18 protein-coding genes and 1 pseudogene are annotated in these 21824 nt (G+C 64.5%); 16 read left to right on the top strand and 3 right to left on the bottom strand.

What is annotated here, in order from left to right:
- Positions 1-9 precede the first annotated feature (9 nt).
- The 7 genes and pseudogenes from ACO6VK_RS06910 to ACO6VK_RS06880 all read left to right on the top strand — a co-directional run bounded on the left by ACO6VK_RS06910 (position 10) and on the right by ACO6VK_RS06880 (position 11837).
- Positions 10-2166 carry an alpha-glucuronidase family glycosyl hydrolase gene (locus tag ACO6VK_RS06910; protein ID WP_422506162.1) on the top strand — a complete coding sequence of 719 codons (2157 nt, stop codon included), beginning with the start codon at positions 10-12 and terminating at the stop codon, positions 2164-2166.
- On the top strand, positions 2163-4145 hold the full coding sequence (locus ACO6VK_RS06905) for a sialate O-acetylesterase (RefSeq protein ID WP_422506161.1): 1983 nt from the start codon (positions 2163-2165) through the stop codon (positions 4143-4145). The genes ACO6VK_RS06910 and ACO6VK_RS06905 overlap by 4 nt, the downstream gene beginning before the upstream one ends.
- Entirely contained in the window at positions 4145-5836 is a 1692-nt protein-coding gene (locus tag ACO6VK_RS06900; RefSeq protein ID WP_422506160.1) for a glycoside hydrolase family 43 protein, read from the top strand. The genes ACO6VK_RS06905 and ACO6VK_RS06900 overlap by 1 nt, the downstream gene beginning before the upstream one ends.
- A gap of 53 nt (positions 5837-5889) precedes the next feature.
- On the top strand, positions 5890-8532 hold the full coding sequence (locus ACO6VK_RS06895; RefSeq protein WP_422506182.1) for a glycoside hydrolase family 3 C-terminal domain-containing protein: 2643 nt from the start codon (positions 5890-5892) through the stop codon (positions 8530-8532).
- Positions 8486-9949: pseudogene (locus ACO6VK_RS06890) on the top strand (MFS transporter); the annotation flags it as partial. The gene ACO6VK_RS06895 and the pseudogene ACO6VK_RS06890, both read left to right, overlap by 47 nt.
- A 15-nt stretch (positions 9950-9964) precedes the next feature.
- Complete coding sequence (locus ACO6VK_RS06885; RefSeq protein WP_422506181.1) at positions 9965-11005, top strand: glycoside hydrolase family 43 protein; 1041 nt, start codon at positions 9965-9967, stop codon at positions 11003-11005.
- Entirely contained in the window at positions 10995-11837 is an 843-nt protein-coding gene (locus ACO6VK_RS06880) for an aldose epimerase (RefSeq protein WP_422506159.1), read from the top strand. The genes ACO6VK_RS06885 and ACO6VK_RS06880 overlap by 11 nt, the downstream gene beginning before the upstream one ends.
- A 1057-nt stretch (positions 11838-12894) precedes the next feature.
- Here ACO6VK_RS06880 and ACO6VK_RS06875 read toward each other — a convergent pair.
- Positions 12895-13266, bottom strand: coding sequence for a DUF3693 domain-containing protein (locus tag ACO6VK_RS06875; protein WP_422506180.1), 372 nt, complete (start codon positions 13264-13266; stop codon positions 12895-12897).
- A 371-nt stretch (positions 13267-13637) separates the two neighbouring features.
- Here ACO6VK_RS06875 and ACO6VK_RS06870 point away from each other — a divergent pair, with 371 nt between their 5' ends.
- From ACO6VK_RS06870 to ACO6VK_RS06835, 8 genes are all read left to right on the top strand, one after another.
- Complete coding sequence (locus tag ACO6VK_RS06870; RefSeq protein ID WP_422506158.1) at positions 13638-13796, top strand: hypothetical protein; 159 nt, start codon at positions 13638-13640, stop codon at positions 13794-13796.
- Positions 13797-14025: 229 nt separating this feature from the next.
- Positions 14026-14847 carry a rolling circle replication-associated protein gene (locus ACO6VK_RS06865; RefSeq protein WP_422506157.1) on the top strand — a complete coding sequence of 274 codons (822 nt, stop codon included), beginning with the start codon at positions 14026-14028 and terminating at the stop codon, positions 14845-14847.
- A complete protein-coding gene (locus ACO6VK_RS06860) occupies positions 14844-15134 on the top strand; it encodes a single-stranded DNA-binding protein (protein ID WP_422506156.1) in 291 nt (96 codons plus the stop codon). The genes ACO6VK_RS06865 and ACO6VK_RS06860 overlap by 4 nt, the downstream gene beginning before the upstream one ends.
- A gap of 54 nt (positions 15135-15188) precedes the next feature.
- On the top strand, positions 15189-15395 hold the full coding sequence (locus ACO6VK_RS06855) for a hypothetical protein (RefSeq protein WP_422506155.1): 207 nt from the start codon (positions 15189-15191) through the stop codon (positions 15393-15395).
- Between the two features lie 21 nt (positions 15396-15416).
- Positions 15417-15632 carry a hypothetical protein gene (locus ACO6VK_RS06850; protein ID WP_422506154.1) on the top strand — a complete coding sequence of 72 codons (216 nt, stop codon included), beginning with the start codon at positions 15417-15419 and terminating at the stop codon, positions 15630-15632.
- A gap of 226 nt (positions 15633-15858) precedes the next feature.
- A complete protein-coding gene (locus ACO6VK_RS06845; protein WP_422506153.1) occupies positions 15859-17154 on the top strand; it encodes a hypothetical protein in 1296 nt (431 codons plus the stop codon).
- Positions 17154-17444, top strand: coding sequence for a DUF2523 family protein (locus ACO6VK_RS06840; protein ID WP_422506152.1), 291 nt, complete (start codon positions 17154-17156; stop codon positions 17442-17444). The genes ACO6VK_RS06845 and ACO6VK_RS06840 overlap by 1 nt, the downstream gene beginning before the upstream one ends.
- Positions 17444-18592 (top strand): zonular occludens toxin domain-containing protein, encoded by a 1149-nt coding sequence (locus ACO6VK_RS06835; RefSeq protein WP_422506151.1) that lies wholly within the window; start codon positions 17444-17446, stop codon positions 18590-18592. Before ACO6VK_RS06840 ends, ACO6VK_RS06835 begins: the two co-directional genes overlap by 1 nt.
- Positions 18593-18626: 34 nt before the next feature.
- On the opposite strand, the gene ACO6VK_RS06830 is transcribed toward ACO6VK_RS06835, so the two are convergent.
- Positions 18627-19007 carry a DUF3653 domain-containing protein gene (locus tag ACO6VK_RS06830; RefSeq protein ID WP_422506150.1) on the bottom strand — a complete coding sequence of 127 codons (381 nt, stop codon included), beginning with the start codon at positions 19005-19007 and terminating at the stop codon, positions 18627-18629.
- 483 nt (positions 19008-19490) lie between these two features.
- On the opposite strand from ACO6VK_RS06830, the gene ACO6VK_RS06825 reads away from it, so the two are divergent.
- A complete protein-coding gene (locus ACO6VK_RS06825; RefSeq protein ID WP_422506149.1) occupies positions 19491-20654 on the top strand; it encodes a Druantia anti-phage system protein DruA in 1164 nt (387 codons plus the stop codon).
- Positions 20655-20662: 8 nt separating this feature from the next.
- Here ACO6VK_RS06825 and ACO6VK_RS06820 read toward each other — a convergent pair whose 3' ends face one another.
- A complete protein-coding gene (locus ACO6VK_RS06820; RefSeq protein ID WP_422506148.1) occupies positions 20663-21823 on the bottom strand; it encodes a hypothetical protein in 1161 nt (386 codons plus the stop codon).
- Position 21824 lies beyond the last annotated feature (1 nt).

The raw sequence follows: 21824 nt of genomic DNA, 5'->3' as shown, positions 1-21824 counted from the left end.
TGTCATTGGATGCTGGGTGCCGCGATGGTGTTTTTCGCCTGCGCGGGCAACGCGCACGCAGAGGATGGCTACGCCCTCTGGATGCGCTACGTGCCGCTCGAACCTGCGCTCGCAGCGGACTACCGCACCCGGTTGGCCCACATCGTCGCCCCTGATCAGACGCCCACGCAGCGTGCCGCACGCGATGAGCTGGCGCGCGGCCTGACCGGCCTGCTGGGCAGCGCACCGCAGATGCCGGGCGCGGCAGCCGGCGACGCGACCGTGGTGCTGGGCACACCACGCTCCTCGGCCATGATCGCGCCGCTCCGCCACGAGATCGAATCGCTGGGCGACGAAGGCTATCTGCTCCGGCATGCACGGATCGACGGGCGCGAGGTGCTGCTGGTGGCGGCCCGCCACGATATCGGCGTGCTGTACGGCGTGTTCCATCTGCTGCGGCTGCTGCAGACGGGCGCGTCGCTGGACGCGCTTGAGGTACGCGAGTCGCCCCGGCTCCGGCTGCGCGTGCTCGACCACTGGGACAACCTGGATGGCCATGTCGAACGCGGCTACGCAGGCCGCTCGCTGTGGGACTGGCAGACGCTGCCGGAGTGGCACGACCCACGCTACACGGATTACGCACGCGCCAACGCCTCGATCGGCATCAACGGCACGGTGCTGAACAACGTCAACGCGAGCGCGCAGAGCCTGGCACCGGACTATCTTGCCAAGGCGGCCGCGCTCGCCGACAGGTTCCGGCCGTACGGCATCCGCGTGTACCTGAGCGCGCGCTTCAGTGCTCCCATCGAGCTGGGCGGACTGGACACCGCCGACCCGCTCGATCCACGCGTGCAACGCTGGTGGCGCGACAAGGTCGACGAGATCTACGCGCGCATCCCGGATTTCGGCGGCTTCCTGGTCAAGGCCAACTCGGAAGGGCAGCCCGGCCCGCAGGACTACGGCCGCTCGCACGCCGACGGGGCCAACCTGCTGGCCGGCGCGCTGGCCGCGCACGGCGGCGTGGTGATGTGGCGCGCCTTCGTCTACGCCCACGATGTGCCTGCCGACCGCGCCACCCAGGCGTACACGGAGTTTGCCGGCCTGGACGGGGCCTTCCTGCCGAACGTGATCCTCCAGGTCAAGAACGGGCCCATCGACTTCCAGCCGCGCGAGCCGTTCCATCCCCTGTTCGGGGCCATGCCGCGCACGCCGCTGATGATGGAAGTCCAGATCACCAAGGAATACCTCGGCTTCGCCACTCACCTGGTGTACCTCGGCCCGCTCTACGAGGAAGTGCTGCAGTCCGATACCCGCGTGCGCGGCGAGGGTGCCACCGTGGCGCAGTCGCTGACCGGCATGGCCGGCGTCGCCAACATCGGCAACGACCGGACCTGGAGTGGGTCGCACTTCGACCCGGCCAACTGGTACGCCTTCGGCCGTCTCGCATGGAACCCGCAGCAATCGGCCCGCGACATCGCGGCGGATTGGGCGGCGATGACCTTCGCGCAGGACCCCCGCGTGGTGCAGCCCATCGTTGAGATGATGATGGGCTCGCGCGAGGCCGCGGTGAACTACATGACCCCGCTGGGCCTGCACCACCTGATGGCGCGCGGGCACCACTACGGGCCTGGCCCCTGGGTCGATGGCGGGCCGCGCGCGGACTGGACCTCGGTGTATTACCACCGCGCCGACCGCAACGGCATCGGCTTCGACCGGACCGCGCGCGGCAGCAATGCCGCAAGCCAGTACGCGCCCGAGGTGGCCGCCCGCTATGGCGACCTGGCGCAGGTCCCGGAACCACTGCTGCTGTGGTTCCACCACGTTCCGTGGGACCACCGCATGGCCTCCGGACGGCCGTTGTGGGATGAACTGGTCGGGCGCTATTCGCAGGGCGTGCGCCAGGTGCAGGCCATGCAGGCCACCTGGGCAACTCTGGGCCCCGGCGCGCCCAACACCGCCGTGGGGAGCGCGCCGCAGCCGCATGGCGTGGACGCGCAGCGGCACGAACAGGTCGCGGCCTTTCTGCGCATCCAGCTGCGCGAAGCGCAGTGGTGGCGCGACGCCAGCGTGGCGTACTTCCAGTCGGTGAGCGGCAGGCCGTTGCCGGCCGGCGAAGCCGCGCCGCCACACCCGCTGGCCTGGTACCAGGCCCTGCAGTTTCCGTCCGCACCCGGAGATGGGCGATGAAGGCGAGAACGTGGTGGATCGGCATCCTCGCGGCTACGCTGGCGTGCTGCGCCGTGCCGGCAATGGCACAGGAGGCGGCGACCACGCTGCTGCACCCGCTGTTCCAGGACCACGCCGTGCTGCAGCGGGACCAGCCGATTCCCGTCTGGGGCCATGCCGCACCCGGCACCGCGGTGTCCGTGGCGCTCGCAGGGCGGACCGTCACCACGCGCGCCGATGCCGGTGGACGGTGGCAGGCAACGCTGCCGGCCACCGCCGCTGGCGGCCCTTATGACATGACGGTGCGGGCGGGGCAGGTGACCCAGGTCGTGCGTGACGTGCAGATGGGCGACGTCTGGTTGTGTTCCGGGCAGTCGAACATGGCGCTTCCGGTGTGGCGCACGCTCAACGCCGACAGCGAGCTTGCCGCCGCCACGCACCCGTCGATCCGTCTGTTCACCGTGCCGAACGCGGCAGCCGTCACCCCACAGCGCGACTTCCAGGGCCCCGTTGCATGGCAGCCTGCGTCGCCGGACTCGGTGCGCGACTTCTCCGCCGCGTGCTTCTACTTCGCGCGGGAGCTGCAGCAGACCGTCAATGTGCCGATGGGCCTGATCGAGGCGGCATGGGGCGGCTCGCGCATCGAGGCATGGACCAGCGGTGATGCCCTGCGCGCGCAGGGCGGCATGGGACAGGCTCTGGATGTTCTGGCGCTGTATGCCCACGATCCCGCTGCGGCGCACCAGCAATGGGGCCGGCACTGGCAGCAATGGTGGACAACGCGCGAAGGCGCCATCGCCGGCGATGCGCCCTGGCAGCCAGATGCAGACCACACCGGGTGGCAGGCTGCACCGTCCACGCTGGGCGCGTGGGAGCGTTGGGGCGTGCCGGCGCTGTCGGACTACAACGGCATGGTCTGGTACCGCACGCAGGTGACCCTGACCGCCGCGCAGGCGGCGCAGGGCGCGCGACTTGTGCTGGGGGCCGTCGACGAAACCGACATGACCTGGGTGAACGGCGTGGCGGTGGGCAGCCAGTACGGCCCGGGGCAGGCGCGGTCGTATGCGTTGCCGGCGGGACTGCTGCACGCCGGCGCCAACACGGTGGTGATCAACGTGCTGGACACCTATGGCGACGGCGGGCTGGCAGGCCCTGCGAGCGACCACGCCGTGCACCTGGACGATGGCACGCGCATCGCCCTGGACGTCACGTGGCAGTACCGCGCCGCACCCGGTGCACCGGCGCCGCCACCAGCACCGTGGCATGCCGCCACGGGCCTGTCGACGCTGTACAACGGCATGATCGCGCCGCTGGGCAACTATGGCGTGCGCGGCATGCTGTGGTACCAGGGCGAATCCAACACGGCGGACGGCCTGGCCTACGCGGCGAAGCTGCGCAGCCTGCGCGATGACTGGCGCAGCCGGTTTGGCGCGCAGACGCCGTTGCTGGTGGTGCAGTTGGCCGGCTACGGCCTGCCGCCCGTGGCGCCGGCGGAGAGTGGCTGGGCACAGGTCCGCGAGGCACAGCGGCAGGTCGCCGCGGAAGACCCGCACAGCGGGCTGGCGCTGGCCATCGACATTGGCGACGCCTACGACATCCACCCGCCCAACAAACAGGAACTGGCCCGGCGCCTGGCGCGCGTGGCGCGGCATGTCGTCTACGGCGACCGCACCGTCGATCCGTCCGGGCCCACCGCACGCACGGCATCGCGCCTGCAGGGCGGGGTGCGGATCGTGTTCGACGACGTCGCCGGCACCCTGGTCACGACCGGTGCAAACGGCCCCATCGGCTTCGAACTCTGCGATGCCGAGGCGCGGCACTGCACCTATGCCGACGCCGTCCTGGACGGGCGCGATGTGGTCCTGCGCGGCCCGCAGGCAGGGCCAGGCGCACGCGTCCGCTACTGCTGGGCGGACGGCCCGGTGTGCACGCTGCGCGACAGCCGTGGCGCGCCGGCAGGGCCCTTCGACCTTACCCTCACCCCTGCGGAGGACCGCTGATGCGTCTGCTGATGGCCACACTGTTCCTGCTGCTGTCCGCGGCGGCGCCGCCGCTCGGGGCCACGCCTGCGCAGCCCGTGTACTTCGACTGGTTCGAATACGTCGGTCGCGATGCCGCTTTTGAGACGCCGTTGCCGGCCGGGTACTACCGCAACCCGATCCTGGCCGGTTTCCACGCCGACCCGAGCATCGTCGGCGTGGAGGGCCGGTTCTACCTGGTCAACTCCAGCTTCACCTACTTCCCGGGCATTCCGGTGTTCAAGAGCGTTGACCTGGTGCACTGGAAGCAGATCGGCAACGTCATCGACCGCCCGACGCAGGTGGACTTCGATGGCCTGAGCGTGTCGCGCGGCATCTTTGCACCGGCCATCACGCACCACGACGGCGTGTTCTATGTGGTCACCACGGCGGTCGACAGCGGCGGCAACTTCGTCGCCACCGCGCGCGATCCGGCCGGTCCCTGGTCCGACCCGCACTGGCTGACGGGCATCGAGGGCATCGACCCGTCGCTGTTCTTCGACGAGGACGGCGGCGTGTACCTGCTGAACAATGACGTCCCGCCCGGCCCGCCGCGCTACGAGGGCCATCGCGCCATCTGGATGCAGCAGCTTGACCTGCCGTCGCTCGCGCCGGTGGGGCCGCGCAGGGTGCTGATCGACGGCGGGGTGGACCCGGCCAGCAACCCGATCTGGATCGAGGGGCCGCACCTCTACAAGCGCGAGGGCTGGTACTACCTCTCCGATGCCGAAGGAGGTACCGGCCCGCAGCATTCCCAGGTCGTTCTGCGCAGCCGCGAGGTCTGGGGGCCGTACGTCCCGTATGCGGGCAACCCGATTCTCACCCAGCGCGATCTGCCCGACGACCGGCCGTTGCCGATCACCAATGCCGGGCATGCCGACCTGGTCGAAGGTCCGGACGGCTCCTGGTGGGCGGTGTTCCTCGCCAGCCGCAACTACCAGACGCGCCACTACAACACGGGGCGGGAAACCTTCCTGCTGCCGGTGCAATGGCGTGACGGCTGGCCGGTGATCCTGCCGCCTGGCCAGACCATCCCCTATGCGGTCAAGGCCCCGTCGTGGATGCAGGGCGAGGCCACGCAGGCACCGTCCACCGGCAACTTCATCGACCGCGACGACTTCGATGCACCCACCCTCGGCAACGGCTGGTTGCGCGTGCGCGTGCCCAAGCAGCCCTGGGCAGACCTGCGCGCGCGCCCGGGGGCCTTGGCCGTACATCCCCTGCCGGAGGATCTGGATACGCTGCGCAATCCCGCCTTCCTCGGCCGCCGCCAGCAGCATCTGCGCTTCGAGGCCAGTACTGAACTGACGCGTCCGGGGGCGGGCGTGGCGGCAGGCCTGGCCGCCTTCCAAAGCGAGGCGTACTGGTACTTCCTTGGGGTGCGCAGCCTGGGCGGAAAGCGCGTGACGGTCTTCCTCGACGCGCGCGACGGTAGCGGCGTGACCCGGACGCTGGCCAGCCGGACACTGGACACACGCCCATCGCTGCGCCTGAAGATCGCCGGCAACGAGGGGCGCTATGCGTTCGCGTTCGACACGGGCGATGGCCGAGGGTGGCAGACCCTCGCAGATGACGTGGATGGAACAGTGTTGAGTACGGATCGTGCAGGCGGCTTCGTGGGCGCGCTGCTGGGACCATTCGCACGCGACGAGCGTGCCTTGAGGAGCAGATGATTACGCGCAGACCTACCCTTTGCAGCGGCCGTCGCGGCCCCGTCTTCCGCACCGTGGTGCTGTGTGCCGCCCTCGGGCTGGCCACCGCCGTGCACGCCGCGGCGCCCCCGCCGTGGCTCGATGCATCGGCCAGCTTCGAGGCCCGCGCCGCCGCGCTGGTCGCGCAGATGACCCTGGAGGAGAAGGCCGCGCAGATGCAGAACGCCGCGCCTGCCATCGAGCGTCTGGGCGTGCCGGCCTACGACTGGTGGAACGAAGGCCTGCACGGGGTCGCGCGGGCAGGGCAGGCCACCGTGTTTCCGCAGGCCATCGGCCTGGCCGCCACCTTCGACGTGCCGTTGATGGGACAGGTGGCGACCACCATCAGCGACGAAGCGCGCGCCAAGCACCACCAGTTTCTCCGCGAGGGGTCGCATGGCCGCTATCAGGGGCTGACCTTCTGGTCGCCGAACATCAACATCTTCCGCGACCCGCGGTGGGGGCGGGGCCAGGAAACCTACGGCGAGGACCCGTACCTCACCGCGCGCATGGGCGTGGCCTTCGTGCATGGCCTGCAGGGCGATGACCCGGTGTACCGCAAGCTGGACGCCACGGCCAAGCACCTGGCCGTGCACAGCGGCCCCGAGGCCGACCGCCACCACTTCGATGCCCGCCCCAGCCGGCGCGATCTGTACGATACCTACCTGCCGGCATTCGAGGTGCTGGTGAAGGAAGGGCAGGTGGACGCCGTCATGGGCGCCTACAACCGCGTGTACGGCGAGTCCGCCAGCGCCAGCCACTTCCTGCTGCGCGACGTACTGCGCCGTGACTGGGGTTTCAAGGGCTACGTGGTGTCGGACTGCTGGGCCATCGTCGACATCTGGAAACATCACCACATCGTGCCCACCCGCGAGGCCGCCGCCGCCCTGGCGGTGAAGAACGGCACCGAGCTCGAATGCGGCCAGGAATACGCCACGCTGCCGGCGGCCGTCCAGCAGGGCCTGATCAGCGAAGCGGAGATTGACGATGCGGTGACGCGCCTGTTCACCGCACGGATGCGGCTGGGCATGTTCGATCCGCCGGAGCGCGTGCGATGGGCGCGCATTCCCGCGTCGGTGAACCAGGCCCCCGCGCACGACGCGCTGGCGTTGAAGGCCGCGCAGGAATCGCTGGTGCTGCTGAAGAACGATGGCGTGCTGCCGCTGTCACGCACCCTCAAACGCATTGCCGTGGTCGGCCCGACCGCCGATGACACGATGGCGCTGCTCGGCAACTACTTCGGCACCCCCGCCGCACCGGTGACGATCCTGCAGGGGATACGCGACGCGGCCAAGGGCGTAGAGGTGCGCTATGCGCGCGGGGTGGACCTGGTGGAAGGGCGCGACGATCCCGCTGCAACCCCGCTGATCGAGGCCGCGTACCTGCGGCCGTCGGCCGATTCCCCGGAACGCGGCCTGCGCGGTGAGTACTTCCGCACGGCCGACCTGACCGGGACGCCGGCGCTGGTCCGCACCGATGCCCAGATCGGGTTCCGCTGGGACCGGGGGTCACCGACCGACAACCTGCTGGCCCGTGGTGAGGCAGCACCGGGGCAGGGCATTCCGAACGACGGCTTCAGCATCCGCTGGCGCGGACAGCTGCTGCCACCGGTATCGGGCCGCTACCGCATCGAGGCGGCCGCCGACGACGGCTTCCGCCTCTACGTGGACGGCAAGCGCGTGCTGGATCACTGGGAGAAAAGGGATCGCCTGCATGGCGATGGCGTCGAGCTGGACCTGCAGGCCGGCAGGGCCTACGACCTCACCCTTGAGTACTTCGACGCCGAGCGCGACGCAGCCGTGCGGCTGGGCTGGCGCATGCCCGGCGCGAAACCGCCATTCGAGGAGGCGCTGGATGCCGCCCGGAGCGCGGATGTGGTGGTGTTCGTTGGCGGCCTGACCGGCGACGTCGAGGGCGAAGAGATGACGGTCAACTACCCGGGCTTCGCCGGGGGCGACCGCACCGACCTGCGCCTGCCCGCCACCCAGCGGGCGCTGCTGGAAGCGCTGCACACCACCGGCACGCCGGTGGTGGTGGTGCTGACCGGCGGGTCGGCGCTGGCCGTCGAGTGGGCCCAGGCGAATCTGTCCGCGATCCTGATGGCGTGGTATCCAGGGCAACGCGGCGGCACGGCCGTGGGTGACGCGCTGTTCGGCGACATCAATCCCGCCGGCCGCCTGCCGGTCACGTTCTACACGGCGGACCAGACCATGCCCGCGTTTGACGACTACACGATGGAAGGCCGCACCTACCGCTATTTCCGCGGCACACCGCTGTATCCGTTCGGACACGGGCTGTCCTACACCCGGTTCGGTTACGGCAGGCTTCGCCTCGATGCACCGCGCATCGCCGCAGACGGGACGCTCAAGGTGCAGGTGGAGGTGACCAACACCGGCAAGCGCGCAGGCGATGAGGTCGTGCAGCTGTATGTGCGGCGCCTGCAGGCCGCGCCGGCAGATGCGCAGCAGTCACTGCGCGGCTTCCAGCGGATCCATCTCGCCCCGGGCGAGCGGCGGACCGTGGCCTTCGATCTGGATGCGCACCAGGCGCTGCGCCAGTACGACGAGGCGCGCGGCGCATATGTCGTGCCGCCGGGGGCGTACGAGGTGAGGATAGGCGGCTCAAGCGCCGATGCTCGCGTGCACGCCGGATTTACCGTGGAGGAGAGCCGTGACTGATCCCCGCCGCGCGGAGACCACCGACCACACGCTCTCGATCCGGGAAAAGCTGGGCTACAGCCTTGGCGATCTCGCGGCCAACCTGATCTTCCAGACCCTGATCACCTACCTGGCGTTCTTCTATACCGACGTCTACCGGTTGCCGCCCGCCACGGCGGCGACGATCATTTTCGTGATCGGCCTTATGGGCGCCTTCGTGTTCACGCCGCTGATCGGCATTGCCGCCGACCGCACGGCCAGTCGTTGGGGAAAGTTCCGGCCGTGGATCCTGTGGACGGCGATTCCGTTCGGCGTCCTGTCGCTGCTTGCCTTCAGTACGCCCGAACTGGGCGAGCGCGCCAAGGTCATCTACGCCCTGGTGACCTACGGTCTACTGATGCTCGTGTACGCAGCCAACAACCTGCCGTACTCCGCGCTCAGCGGGGTCCTGACCGGCAGCATGGCCCAGCGCAACAGCCTGTCGGCCTACCGTTTCGTGGCGGTGATGATCGCGCAGTTCATCATCCAGGTTCTGCTGCTGCCGCTGGTGCTGATCCTCGGCGATGGCGATCGCGTGCTCGGCTTCGAGCGGGTGATGACCGTGTTCGCGGTGGTGGGAACGGTCTTCTTCCTGATCACCTTCGCCACCACGCGCGAGCGCATCGTGCCGGCCAAGGAACAGACCGGCGGCGTGCTGCAGGATCTGACCGACCTGGTGCGGAACCGGCCGTGGCAGGTGATGCTGGCCCTCACGATCCTGGTCTTCATCAACCTGGCCCTGAAGGGCGGCACCTACGTCTACTATTTCCAGCACTACATGAGCGAGGCTGCCTTGGCCGGCTTCCTCGACAGCTCCGGCTTCAACCGCTTCATCGCTGGGTTGAACGCCGTACTCAACGGGTGGGGCCTGTCCGGCTTCACCTGGCCCACCGATCCGGCAACCTCGGCATTCAGCCTGTTCAACGCCTGCGGCATCCTCTGCATGATCCTGGGCATTGGTGTATCCCGCCGCCTGGCCGACCGCTTCGGCAAACGCGATGTGTTTGGCGGTGCACTGCTGGTATCCACCGTGTTCCTGCTGGTGTTCTACTTCTTCCCGCCGACGGCGGTGGGCGTGACCTTCGGTTCCTTCATGCTGCACGGGTTCTGCTACGGCATCACCATCCCGTTGCTATGGGCGATGATCGCCGACGTCGCGGACTACTCCGAATGGAAGAACCATCGCCGCGCCACCGCGATCATCTTCTCCGCGATGCTGTGCGGGTTGAAGATCGGGTTGAGCATCGGTGGTGCGCTGGTCGCCGGCATCCTCGCACACCACGGTTACCAGGCCGGGGCCGAACAGCAGCCCCAGGCCGTGGTGGACGGCATCCGCCTGACCGTGAGCGTGTACTGCTCGCTTCCGTTCCTGGTAGCGGTTGGATTGCTGTTCCTCTACCGGATCGACAAGCGCATGGAGACGCGCATCGAACAGGAACTGCTGCAGCGCCGCCAGGGGAACAGCCTTGACCACCTCGCAGCACACGCCATTTCCCAGCCGCTGGTGACCCACATCTACACGGCCGATCCGTCGGCCCATGTGTTCGATGGGCGCCTGTACGTCTATCCATCGCACGACATCGACGGCGGCGCGCCGTTCGACGACGAAGGCGGTCACTTCGGCATGGAGGACTATCACGTATTCCGGATGGACACGCCCGGGGGGCCGGCAACCGACTGCGGCATGGCACTGCATGTGCGTGACGTGCCCTGGGCCGCGAAACAGATGTGGGCACCGGACGCGGCCAGCCGCGACGGCCGCTATTACCTCTACTTCCCGGCCAAGGACGGGCAGGGGAGGTTCCGCATCGGCGTTGCGGTGGGCGATCGACCGGAGGGCCCATTTACCCCCGAAGCCGAGCCGATGGCCGGCACGTACTCGATCGACCCGGCGGTGTTCGAGGACGACGACGGCGCGCATTACCTCTATTTCGGCGGCATCTGGGGTGGCCAGCTGCAGAAGTACCGTGACAACCGCCATGACACGATGCACGACGAGCCCACCGGCGATGCGCCCGCGCTGGGCCCGCGTGTCGGCCGGCTGGACGCGGGCATGACCCAGCTCGCCGAGCCTACGAGGGAAGTGCTCATTCTGGACGAGCTCGGGCAGCCGCTGCGCGCCGATGACCATGCGCGGCGGTTCTTCGAGGGGGCGTGGCTGCACAAACACCAGGGCCGTTACTACCTGTCGTACTCCACAGGCGATACGCATCTGTTGTGCTACGCCGTGGGCGACAGCCCGTACGGGCCGTTCACCTACCGTGGCGTGATCCTCACGCCTGTGGTTGGATGGACCACGCACCACTCCATCTGCGCGTTCGAGGGGCAGTGGTACCTGTTCTACCACGACGCGCTGCTGTCCGGCGGCGTGACCCACCTGCGCTCGATCAAGAGCACGCCGCTGCACATCGAGGCGGACGGCAGCATCCGGAGCATCGATCCTTATGGCGCTTGAGACACCCTTGCCGAAGGACGATGCGCGGGCCGCGCTGCCGGCCGGCCGCCTGCACTGGTTGCGGGCCGGCAGGCTGGAGGTCGCACTTGCACCTGACGCCGGCGGACGCATTGCCCAGCTACGCTACGACGGTGTGGAGTGGCTGGTGGGCGAGCACGAGGGTGGGGCGGGGGCGTCAGCCATCGCCTGGGGGTGCTATCCGATGGTGCCGTGGGCGGGGCGCATCCGGCATGGGCGCTTTACCTTTGATGGCAGGCGATGTTCACTGCCAGCGAACTTCGATGCGCACGCCATTCACGGCGTCGGTTTTACACGGCCGTGGCATATCGACAGCCTCGACGCGGACACCGCCACGCTGTCACTGGCACTGCCCGAAGACGACTATTGGCCATTCGGCGGCAGCGCAACGCAGACCCTGCACCTGCAGCCGGATCGCCTGCATCTCCATCTTTCCGTTGAGGCGGGCCACCAGGCAATGCCGGCCGTGCTCGGCTGGCATCCGTGGTTCCGCAAGCCGGATCAACTGCTGTTTGCCCCCGATGCGATGTATCCACGGGACGACGAAGGCATTGCCACGTTGCCCTGTGTCAGCCCGGTGCCGGGGCCGTGGGATGACTGTTTCATCAACCAGGCCGACGTGACGCTCATATCTGCCGGCCAGCGGCTGCGGATTCGGGCGGATACCGATCACTGGGTGGTCTACGACGGTGCACCGCACGCGACCTGTGTAGAGCCCCAGACTGGTCCGCCTGATGGCTTTACGTTGGCGCCGAACCGACTGGAGCCGGGCCAGCGACTGGAGCTGAAGGTTGAGCTTGGATGGGAGAGTTGACGCCTTAGTGGATCCCGGACTGGGAACACGCCTTGCATGGTCGCGGCTGGGCACTCCCTCAGTAGCAGCTACTCAGTCGGACTCGTCCGTAAGCTGCATGAGAAATGAAACCATTGCAGCATCTGATGTTCCGTGCCGAACCCTGGTGTCGTAGTAGAGCGCGCGAAGTGGCAGAAAGGCGTCGTGTGCAAGCCTAAATGTCGAGCTATCGACCGGGGACGCGCGTGCAGTACGCCAGGACGCTGTCGGCCTCCATGTCGTGAAACGCCCACGCGCAAGCAGGCGCGATGACTTTCACCTCGGGCAGGCTGGTCAGCTCTGCGCATACCCGCCGAACGAAATCGCGGTGCAACTTGCCCCCGTCACAGCACAGAACTACGTAGAACGTTTCTATATTGTGCGTGGATCGAGCGCTGACATACTGCGTCTTGAGCGTTGAGATCAGCTGCCGTTTTCCTGTTTCGAGCTTGAGATCCTGCTCAACCATCGCTACACGGGAAGTTAGGGTGGTGGACTAGCAGATGTAGCTCGGTGAGGTGTCGTGGAGGCTCCCGCGTACGTAGGGCATTCGTCAGTTCTGGCCGTTGTAGCGTGGGTCGCGGGGTAGGTGGCAGATCTCGCTGATGCCTTTTGATATGCTGCCGCCCACAAATAGGGGGGGGACATGGATATCCGAGCCGTCATTTTCTGCACTTGTCTGGCAATGGTGTACCCAGCCGCGGCGCAGATCCACACAGCAACTGGCCCCAAGCCAAAGCCGCTCGCAGCAGTTCCGAAAGCTCACCACAATTCAATGGCAAAAAGCACTACGCCATTTAACTGTGAGGATTATCGTTGGCCCAAGCATCCGCATCCGGGAATGAAAGGCTTCTGTGACGGCCTTGAGGCCCGGACCCTTCGGGACGAAGCCCGCCGCGCGGGTCGGCCTGGTCCGTCGGAAGATGTTGTGCGATTGCCACCCCTTGGTTCCGATGGCGCGCGGCGATCAGGATTGGCGTGCATTGGTGGTCAGGCGATGCGCAAGCTGCCCAATGGTTGGGCGCAGGTATCTGCACCATCAGGTGGCTGGCAGCGGTGCCGCGAGGAATGAGGCCGGGGTGTAGGGGCCGCAGCCCCTACGAAGACGCTTCAACCAGCAGACTGCCAGAAATGGCGCTCCCGGAACTCGCCGAGGTCCACGACAACAACCTTGACCATGCTCGAGTTGTCCTTGGAGCCGGGGACAGGCAAGACCGATGCCAGCGGGAGCTTGAGCAGGCCCAGGTAGTACCGGGCACCGCGTAACATAATATACAGAATGTGTTGCTGCACTCGCCGCAAAGCCTTGTGCCGCAAGGGTTTCAGCTCGTGCCGCGCCTGGTACTGTGACGCACATCAGCGCGACCACCGCAGCCGCCGCGCTCAACCGGTCCAGCAGTGATGACCACATCGCGCGCTCAACTTTCGATTCCGCCCGCTCTGCGTGCAGTCGTGCCAACCATTCGGGTGCATCCAGCTTCGCCATCGCGCAAAGCTGCGCAATTCGCTCATCCGGCACCGGATAGCGCCCAACGCGCCACCCGCTGACCAGCGCTCTGGTCACGCCTATTTTTTTGCTTAAAGCGTTGTCTGACGGCACCCCGCACTTCTCGCGCACGGTGTCAAGCAAATTATTTACAGCTTGCATGGCAGGTTTTCCTTGACAGGTGGAGACAGGGATAACTATACATGCGGCCGTGCGTAGGGATTCCTAAGCACTCCCGCCAGCCGGTCCCCCTAGGCCGCTGGCGGGGTTCTAGGGGCTAGGGGTAGGGGTAGGGCATGGAACTGCTCGTGGTGCTGTCAGTCGCAGGCTTCCTCTTCATGGTTGGCCTCCTTGCATCCTTCAAGGCCGCGTTGTGCATTCTCCGGCGCGAGGCCTCACGCCTGGAACGGGAGGCGCAGTTCGCCGCTAAGGCATCCGCCGAGGTGCGGCGATGATCTTCCTCGTACCCATCGTGCTTGTCTCGATCTTCTGGTGGTTCAAGTTGATGCGTGACGGCCGGGGTCCGTTTGAATGAGCCGGACCTCGTGCACATTCTGTGGCGATCCCACTTCCTATTTCTTCCCGGGCGGCTTGTGCGCTGCGTGCACTGGCAAGAACGCGCGCATCACTCTCGACGCGGCACCCCCTCAAGCCTCACCTGCAGTCGTCGCGTTTGACGCATCAATGGGCGTTCTGCACGCCGCTGCGCGCCGTACCGAAATGGCTACGGCCAAGGTGCAGCAGCACGGATTCTCAGCGGCGGCCGGAGGCCGTCGCCTTGGGCTTGTCCATTCTTCAACAAGTGACACGCGGCGCGTGTCTCTCACGCTCGATCCGAATCATATTCGGGCGCTGCGTCTGAAAAAGTCAGTGATTACCGGAGCACGTCTTCATGACCAAGAGGCGAAACAAGGGTCGTTCCGTGGCGCGTGGTACATGCTCACCACGACTTACCGAAACGGAAGTGACGCTGGCCCTCGTGACATTAGCGAGACACTTAAGCGCGTCCGGGGCTTCTTCAATCGAGCTGTCCGACTTCGCTACCGGCGACACCGTCCGCGTTTCCGTTACCTCTGGGTCGGTGAACTCACTAAAGCCGGCGTGCCCCATTACCACGTTCTGATCTGGATTCCCCGGGGCATCTTCATTCCCAAAGCGGACAGGGCAGGGTGGTGGCCACACGGTCACACGAAAATCGAGAAGGCCCGCAATGCGGTTGGCTATCTCGCGAAGTACGCAAGCAAGTTCGTCCCCGACATGGCAGCCGCGTTTCCCAAGGGATTCCGCACACACGCCGTTGGCGGCCTGGGCAACGAATCCAAGCGTGAGCTGCGGTGGTGGAAAGCCCCGAAGTCTGCACGCGATGTACTCGGCGCACTAGCCGATATCCGCAAGGCCCTCGGTGGCTACGTGGACAAGATCACCGGCGAATTCTGGCCCTCGCCGTGGAAGGTCGTTTCCGACAGGGGCCGGATCATCGTCTGGAAATTGGAGATACCCGCATGAGCAAGATCATCGTTCGCAGCACCACCGTCACCCCGCGTGAAATCACCACCAAGAACAACACCAAGATGGTGTTCCGCGAGCAGTCCGCCGCGATCATGAAGGACGGCGAAGATTTCCCGCACCCCTTCCGCCTGACGCTGGATGACGTGCAGGCCCCGTACCCGGCTGGCGAATACCAGGTCGATCCCTCCACGTTCACCGTTGGCCGTTTCGACAACCTCGAAATCGGGCGCCGCGTGGTTCTGGTTCCCATCATGCCGGCTGCCGCCGCCACCCCCGCCAAGTAACCCATCAAGGTCCACGCTCGTGCTTTAGCGCGGGCGTGGACCACAGGAGTTCCGATGGAAGAGACCATTCTCGTACTGCACTGCAAGGCCTCAGATTTCGATGCCAGCACAGGGCAGTGCGCGTATCCCTTCTACGGGCCAACGCCGATGCTGCTGCCGCCCATTGACGTTGAAGAAGGCCTTCTCATCTCCGCTGCGATCGCGGGCATGTGGGGGGTCGGATACATGATCCGGCAATGTCGCCGGGTCTTAGGCGGCTAACTACCCAACTGAGAAAACAACATGAAGAAGACGATCAACCTGCACTCCATCGGCCTCAAGGCTGCCGCCGTTGCAACGACCGCAATGGCCGCCGCGCCCGCCTTCGCTGGCGATCTGGCGTCGGCTGCCACCAGCGGCATGGACAGCGCGGAACTCATCCTGATCGGTGTCGGTGTGCTGACCCTGTCCGCCGTCGTCGTGCTGGTCAAGAAGGGCCAGCGGGCCTCCGGCGGCTAATCAGCCCAGGTGCAACACAGGGCGGGGAAACCCGCCCTTTTCCATTTAAGGGGAGCGTTATGGCGTACGCGGGATATTTCGTGATGATTGGCCTGCTGGGGGGGTTATGGCTCGCGCTGGACAACTGATCTCTTGCGGGCTTCTCCTGCTGCTGTTTGTACTAGTGCCTCGCAACGCTTCGGCCGCTGTTATGTACGGCGATCAGGGCGAGGCCTACCAAGCCTGCATGAATGCTGCGTCCGGTCACCCCGGCTTGTTCAACGGCCAGACTGTAACAACTAGATGCGAGCGACTCGGCGACTATGCTCAGTTGACTTGCTACGGTCGCAGCGCAAACGGCGCGTCGGTCGTTGGCTGCAGTGGGCGGGATCCTTTCTACGTATGGCCACTTGAGAACTCGTGCGAGAAGCGCGGTGATTGGAACGGCCCGTACCCCTACCTGACCGGTGGCAAACCGCGAAATGGTTCCGTGACGTGCAATGCCGGCTGTAAGCAGGCGTGGTTCTCAAACGGCGACGGATACTTCAACGGGAAGTACACCTCCGTTCCTGGCACCTGCAATGACTTTGATGATGACAAGTGCAAAGCCCAGTTCGGCAATGGCTACTACTTCAATGCGGCCATGTCCTCATGCGAGCCGGATGAGGGTAAGTGCCCGGGTGGCGGGGCGACCAACTCGCTTGGCGAGTGCAAGCCCGAACCGTGCCCATCCGGCAAGTTGATGCAGCCCGACGGCACTTGCAAGCCAAAGGAGAACGAGTGCCCTGCAGGGCAGATCAAGTCGCCCGACGGAAAGTGCCTTCCCGGTGAGGGACAGTGCGCACAGGGTGAGGCGCGCGGCAAGGACGGCACCTGTAAGCGTGACGGTAATAACGATGGCAAACCCGATGAGGAAGAAGAGGGCGGGGAGGGTGGAGAGCCCGGTGAGGGTGAGAAGGCCAAGGACGAATTCAGCGGCGGCGACGACTGCAACAAGCCGCCCTCGTGCAGCGGGTCACCGATCATGTGCGGCCAAGCGCGGATTCAGTGGCGTATCGACTGCAACACACGCAAGAACCGCAACATAGCCGGTGGTACGTGCGCCACGATGCCCGTATGCACAGGCGAAAAGTGCGATGCGGTTGAGTACAACAGTCTGTTGATGCAGTGGCGGACCGCATGTGCAGTTGAGAAGCTCGCCCAAGGCAGCGGCGGTGGTGACGGTTCACAGCCGGCGTGGACCAGTGTTGCAGGCATGTCACAGGACCCCGGTGCGGGCGCCACCGCCAATGACACGAGAGTCCTGACCGTCAAGAAGCTCAGTGTTGATGACCTTGACCACTCCGGATTCGGCGGCGGCGGAGGCGGCGGCTGCATCGGTTTCGTGGTGGGCGGGGGCGGTGGTGTTGCGTCTGGCTTCGCGCAATCTCTCGCATCGCCGCCTGCCTATTTCTGCAATTACATCGGCCTCATTCGCGCCGTACTGATTCTGTCAGCGGCTGTGACGTGTGCCTACATTCTCAGCAGCGGAGGTAAGTCCTAATGCCCATGATCATCGGTGCGCTTGTCAGCATGCTGCTGCAGGCGCTGCGCCAGTACTTGCCCGGCATCATCGGGCGCGTCCTCCTGGCATTCGGCATCGGTCTCGTCACGCACGAGGTCGCCATGCCCGCCATCAAAGGCTTCATTCAGAGCAAGATCTCCGGCCTCGGCCCTGTTCTCGTTGCCTACTTCGACGCGACTGGTTTCGGGGTCGTCGTCACCATGATCCTGTCGGCATGGGCTGCTACGTATGCGCAAAAGGCAATGCTCTCTAAGATGGGTTCATCCTGATGGGTCTCTATCTCGTTACCGGTCAGCCCGGCCACGGTAAGACCGCCTACGCCCTGGACAAAGCGTTCAAGCTCCAGAAGGAGGGCAGGACCATCTACGCTCATGGTGTGAAGGACCTGGACTACACCAAGGCCAACTTCCACTATCTTGATAACCCTGCAGAGTGGGAGCAGCTGCCGGATGGCTCTGTCGTACTGCTGGATGAGTGCTATACGGTCCTTCCCAATCGAAACCCCGGCGCAAAGGTTCCGCCGCACATTGAAGCGATGGCGCGCCACCGGCATCGTGGCTTCGACTTCATCCTGATTGCGCAGCAGGGCTTACAGCTTGATCCATTTCTTCGCGGTCTGTACGAGGAGCATGTTCATGTTCGGCAGACGTCGATCATGCGTTCGAAGACCAAGCTCAAGCGCTGGAATCAATACCAGAACAATGTTCAGGGCGCTTGCAATGACGTAGTGGATTGGGTGCGTCCTAAGTACGTCTTTGACTACTACACCAGCACCACGATGGTTACCACTAAGCGCCAGCTACCTATGTGGATTCGCTGGGTGATCCTCGGTGTGGTCGCGCTTGGAGTGATCCTATTCGCCGTCCGCTGGTACTTCACTGCCAAGATCGCGAAGTATGAGACCGATCGTTCCCCCCCAGCGTCACTCGACATGACGCGAGCGGCCGCAACAGCCGATAGCGGAGCGGTGGCGGGTGCGGACGCGCCTCGCGTCTTCGAAACACCAATCGACTATGCAAGGGCGCATCTGCCGCGTTTCGGCACCATGCCTTGGACAGCGCCGATCTATGATCAACGAACCACGACCACCGATCCGCAGCTTTACTGCATATCGAGCACGGAAGGTCAGGACGGTCTCGGAAACCGCGCGGAGGGCTCCTGTACGTGCTTGACGGAGCAGGGCACGCGTTACGACTTGAGCCAGCCGGAATGCCGCACCATTGCCCGGTACGGTCCCATCTATAACCCTTACAAGCAGAAGTCCGATCTGCAGCGCGGTCCCGCGTCTCAGCAGCTAGCACCGGTCCAGCCGTCACAGATCCCTCCGGCAAGTCCGTCAGGCGCCATCATCTCCGTAGCCGACCGGCCCATGTCGACGTTCCCAGAGTCGCGCCAGAATCGATACGGCGGCGAATGAGGGGTGTAGGGGCTTCGCCCCTACGGATGGCGCCTCACACGCGCACGCGAGGCATCGGCCCCGTGGCGGCCTGGACTACCTCAGCGGCGTCGGCGCCCGGGCCGGGATCACCCACGGTTAGCCGCTGTTCGTATGTCCGCCTCACGTAGTCGCGCAGGTTGACCACGGCCGCGCGCCGCCCTGCAGGAATCGCCTTTACCGGACGCCTACTGCTGCAAGGCTTTCCGTGTCTGTCTTTCGGCTCATAGCCGCGGCGTGTATCTGCCATCATGGCGCGCCATTCCTGGGCGATACACGCGGTTAGCGACAGCCATGCCAGGTCATCGGGCAACAGCTCGCGACCTTCGGGCGTCACCAGTCGGTTACCCTTGAACGAGAAACCGGCCCAAGGGCCGGTCAGCTTGCGATCACGCATGTGTGAGGTTCCGTCTCAGCTGGGGAGACCGGACGGGAGGCAAGATCCGGGCCAGCCACGCCAACAGCGCCTTTACATAATATACATTATGCGAAATACCGCAGTGACCCCGCTGGCTGGGCTTTTCGGAATCAGGAGAAGATGTCCATCCTCGTGTGGGACCGTGGACTTTGGCTACGGTGCGGCACCGGTTTCCGGCGGATGTGGAAACAGCGGTTGGGAACGCCCCTATCCCGGCTGCAGTCGGTGAGATCGTACAGCGACGGGCGCATCAGGAGTTGTGACCGAGGCCGGCCGCCAAGGCGTGGCATTGCCAGCGATCATGCAACTGACCAAGCAACTGTCTGTTTCGAGCGTCGTGGGATACTTTCAGGCCGGCGGGGCTTCTGCGAATCCTGCTGCCCACCTCCTTGAGGATTGAGTCATCCAAATCACAGTTGTTGAAAATTTGACAGGATCGATGCATTGCTGGCGAAATGCGACATGCGCGTGACCCCTACCCTGCTTCTAGACACAGGCAAGCCCTCTTCATGCGGGCTGCCAGGGACGGTTGTGGACGACGGCGCGCTTGCGGAGCGAATTCAAGAGGCCTGGAAGTCTTGCCAAGAGGCGGTCCGAACATCTGACAAGACGGTTCTGCGACGCCTACACATTCAAGCAAAGACGCATGATCGGGAAGTGTCGTACGCCGAACTGCGGCGGCTCTATGTACGTCACCGCCGCTATTTTCCCAACCCGATCGCGATCGAACCCGCGAAGATCGACCCAATCCTCGTGCCGGTGACCCAGCGTTCCCTCGAAGGTGACCTATTCCGCATTGGCCGTGGCTACTGGTCAATGCCCTTCTCAAAGGGATATGGGCGCCGCTTACGTTTCCTTGTGATGGACCGCCACCACGAGGCAGTGATCGGAATTCTGGGGCTACAGTCTCCCTCGGCGGATCTTGCGTGCCGCGACTCTTACCTTGGTGTCGAGAAAGGTCGAAAGCTAGCGGTTGTTAACAATACTCTTGACGCCTACACCGTAGGTGCAATGCCCGCATATGCGCCCTTGCTCGGCGGAAAGTTGGTTGCAGGCCTCATGTGTTCCAACCAGATCCGGCAGGCATACTGGCGCGCCTACGGGAATAGCGTCACAACCCAGCTTAAAGAGCGGGTGCCACAACCGTTAATCGCCATTACAACGGCTAGCGCCTTTGGTCGTAGCTCTATCTATAACCGCTTGCGATTCAAAGACACTTTACTTGCGGAGCCCCTAGGTTACACCAAGGGCTATGGCACGGTTCATTTGGAACACCTTTATCCAGTGATGGCCGACTGGTTAAGAACCACGGGGCAGCACGTTTCGGCTGGCTTCGGGAATGGCCCAAAGGTGCGCTGGCAGAACATAATGCGCACCTTGCTAGGTCTTGGCGTGCCACGTCAGTGCCTAGCCCACGGGATACAACGCCAAGTCTTCATCTTGCCACTTGTACGCAACCTAAGCGATGTGTGTCAAAGAGGCGCCACTGCAGACCCGATCGATTTCGATGACGAGGAATGGACTCAACATTGGCAGGAGCGGTGGTGCGGTCCGCGTGTGTTACGCAACCCCCAATGGAACGCGATCGACAGCCATGCGCTCTTCGAGGAGGCTCTTAGAAATTAAACTGCCGCCTAGCCGGCCCCTTCTTTCCAGAAACCGAGTGCAAGCGCAAAGAATGCGAGCCCGCCTACGATCGCAGGAACGATCAAGCTTGATTGAATGAGCTCACCTGCGTCAGGCTTATCCCATGCCAAAACGGCAGAACTAAGAGCCAAGCTAAGAGATGCAACTACCGGCCGCCATCGTCCTACGGCTAACGGGAAGTCGTATCGCGCAATGACTGCCTTGGCTCGATCCTCTCCCGGAGTAAGCCGTTCAAGCGCTTGGCCTTTGCCTTCATCACTTTTCTCGCTTCTGAATTCGATCAGTCGGAGGGATAGATGCCCATGTGCGCGTCTAAACAGTGTGGAAGTGAACATCTGCAAACGCTTTATATCCCGCGAAGAATCGACGCGGAGACGGCGCGAAGTCACGAAAGCCGCAGAGGGGTGGGAAAGCTCCAGAATCACTTCACCAAGGGGATTGCGCAGGATCTTCTGCCGACTGCGTGTCACTGAATGCATGTCGAAAGCGACGCTTGCACCAGAATCGATCATGAGCGCACCTTTTTTATCTAAGGCACCTTGCATCCGGGCGGACAGACCGGTGAGATGGTACAAAAACGGAATGCAGGCGGCGTCCTCATGGAGAAGGTCATCCTGCGCCAGCACACGTTGGGCGACGATTTCCCAGGCATCTACGGATGCGCCGGTCGTCAAGCTGTCGAGGGGGCCTTGAATCAACTGTAAGTAGTCACCTGGTCCCCGCTCTGATGAGCGAAAAGATTGTGGTAGCCCGCTTGCTTTGGACTGCGCTTCTGACCAAAACTGACCTTCTTGCTGCGCTTCGTAAGCGAAGTCAGACAGCGCGACGTCCAATACAAGAAGCTGACCTTGGCATTTCGCGCTGACGATGCGTGCAGTCCGAAGGGGCGTCACGACGTTGCAGTCGGTTTCAGAGCTTGCCCCGAGAGCAATCAGGATCTGAGCATTTGGTACCGCGCCCTGCTCCACCTTACCCCACACGCCATTTGAGACATAAGTCTTGCTGTAACGCAAACGAAGATGTGCCCCCTTCGGCAATCCGACGATATTAATTATGTCTTCCACGAAGCGGTGGTGACGCAAAGTAGTCAAACAGAGAAGGATCTGTCCGGTCGAGTTCAAGTCGCAAGGTGTATTTAATTTAGTCATA

It is taken from the genome of Stenotrophomonas sp. GZD-301 (genome assembly GCF_049310345.1).
In the GTDB taxonomy this organism is placed as follows: domain Bacteria; phylum Pseudomonadota; class Gammaproteobacteria; order Xanthomonadales; family Xanthomonadaceae; genus Stenotrophomonas.
This window is presented reverse-complemented; position numbering and strand designations above follow the sequence as displayed.

Excerpts from the sequence above, each read along its gene's own strand:
- ACO6VK_RS06910 (WP_422506162.1), top strand. The coding sequence starts at position 10 with ATGCTGGGTGCCGCGATGGTGTTTTTCGCCTGCGCGGGCAACGCGCAC.
- ACO6VK_RS06905 (WP_422506161.1), top strand. The coding sequence starts at position 2,163 with ATGAAGGCGAGAACGTGGTGGATCGGCATCCTCGCGGCTACGCTGGCG.
- ACO6VK_RS06900 (WP_422506160.1), top strand. The coding sequence starts at position 4,145 with ATGCGTCTGCTGATGGCCACACTGTTCCTGCTGCTGTCCGCGGCGGCG.
- ACO6VK_RS06885 (WP_422506181.1), top strand. The coding sequence starts at position 9,965 with ATGGAGACGCGCATCGAACAGGAACTGCTGCAGCGCCGCCAGGGGAAC.
- ACO6VK_RS06880 (WP_422506159.1), top strand. The coding sequence starts at position 10,995 with ATGGCGCTTGAGACACCCTTGCCGAAGGACGATGCGCGGGCCGCGCTG.
- ACO6VK_RS06875 (WP_422506180.1), bottom strand. The coding sequence starts at position 13,266 with ATGTGGTCATCACTGCTGGACCGGTTGAGCGCGGCGGCTGCGGTGGTC.
- ACO6VK_RS06870 (WP_422506158.1), top strand. The coding sequence starts at position 13,638 with ATGGAACTGCTCGTGGTGCTGTCAGTCGCAGGCTTCCTCTTCATGGTT.
- ACO6VK_RS06865 (WP_422506157.1), top strand. The coding sequence starts at position 14,026 with ATGGGCGTTCTGCACGCCGCTGCGCGCCGTACCGAAATGGCTACGGCC.
- ACO6VK_RS06860 (WP_422506156.1), top strand. The coding sequence starts at position 14,844 with ATGAGCAAGATCATCGTTCGCAGCACCACCGTCACCCCGCGTGAAATC.
- ACO6VK_RS06855 (WP_422506155.1), top strand. The coding sequence starts at position 15,189 with ATGGAAGAGACCATTCTCGTACTGCACTGCAAGGCCTCAGATTTCGAT.
- ACO6VK_RS06850 (WP_422506154.1), top strand. The coding sequence starts at position 15,417 with ATGAAGAAGACGATCAACCTGCACTCCATCGGCCTCAAGGCTGCCGCC.
- ACO6VK_RS06845 (WP_422506153.1), top strand. The coding sequence starts at position 15,859 with ATGAATGCTGCGTCCGGTCACCCCGGCTTGTTCAACGGCCAGACTGTA.
- ACO6VK_RS06840 (WP_422506152.1), top strand. The coding sequence starts at position 17,154 with ATGCCCATGATCATCGGTGCGCTTGTCAGCATGCTGCTGCAGGCGCTG.
- ACO6VK_RS06835 (WP_422506151.1), top strand. The coding sequence starts at position 17,444 with ATGGGTCTCTATCTCGTTACCGGTCAGCCCGGCCACGGTAAGACCGCC.
- ACO6VK_RS06830 (WP_422506150.1), bottom strand. The coding sequence starts at position 19,007 with ATGCGTGATCGCAAGCTGACCGGCCCTTGGGCCGGTTTCTCGTTCAAG.
- ACO6VK_RS06825 (WP_422506149.1), top strand. The coding sequence starts at position 19,491 with ATGCGCGTGACCCCTACCCTGCTTCTAGACACAGGCAAGCCCTCTTCA.
- ACO6VK_RS06820 (WP_422506148.1), bottom strand. The coding sequence starts at position 21,823 with ATGACTAAATTAAATACACCTTGCGACTTGAACTCGACCGGACAGATC.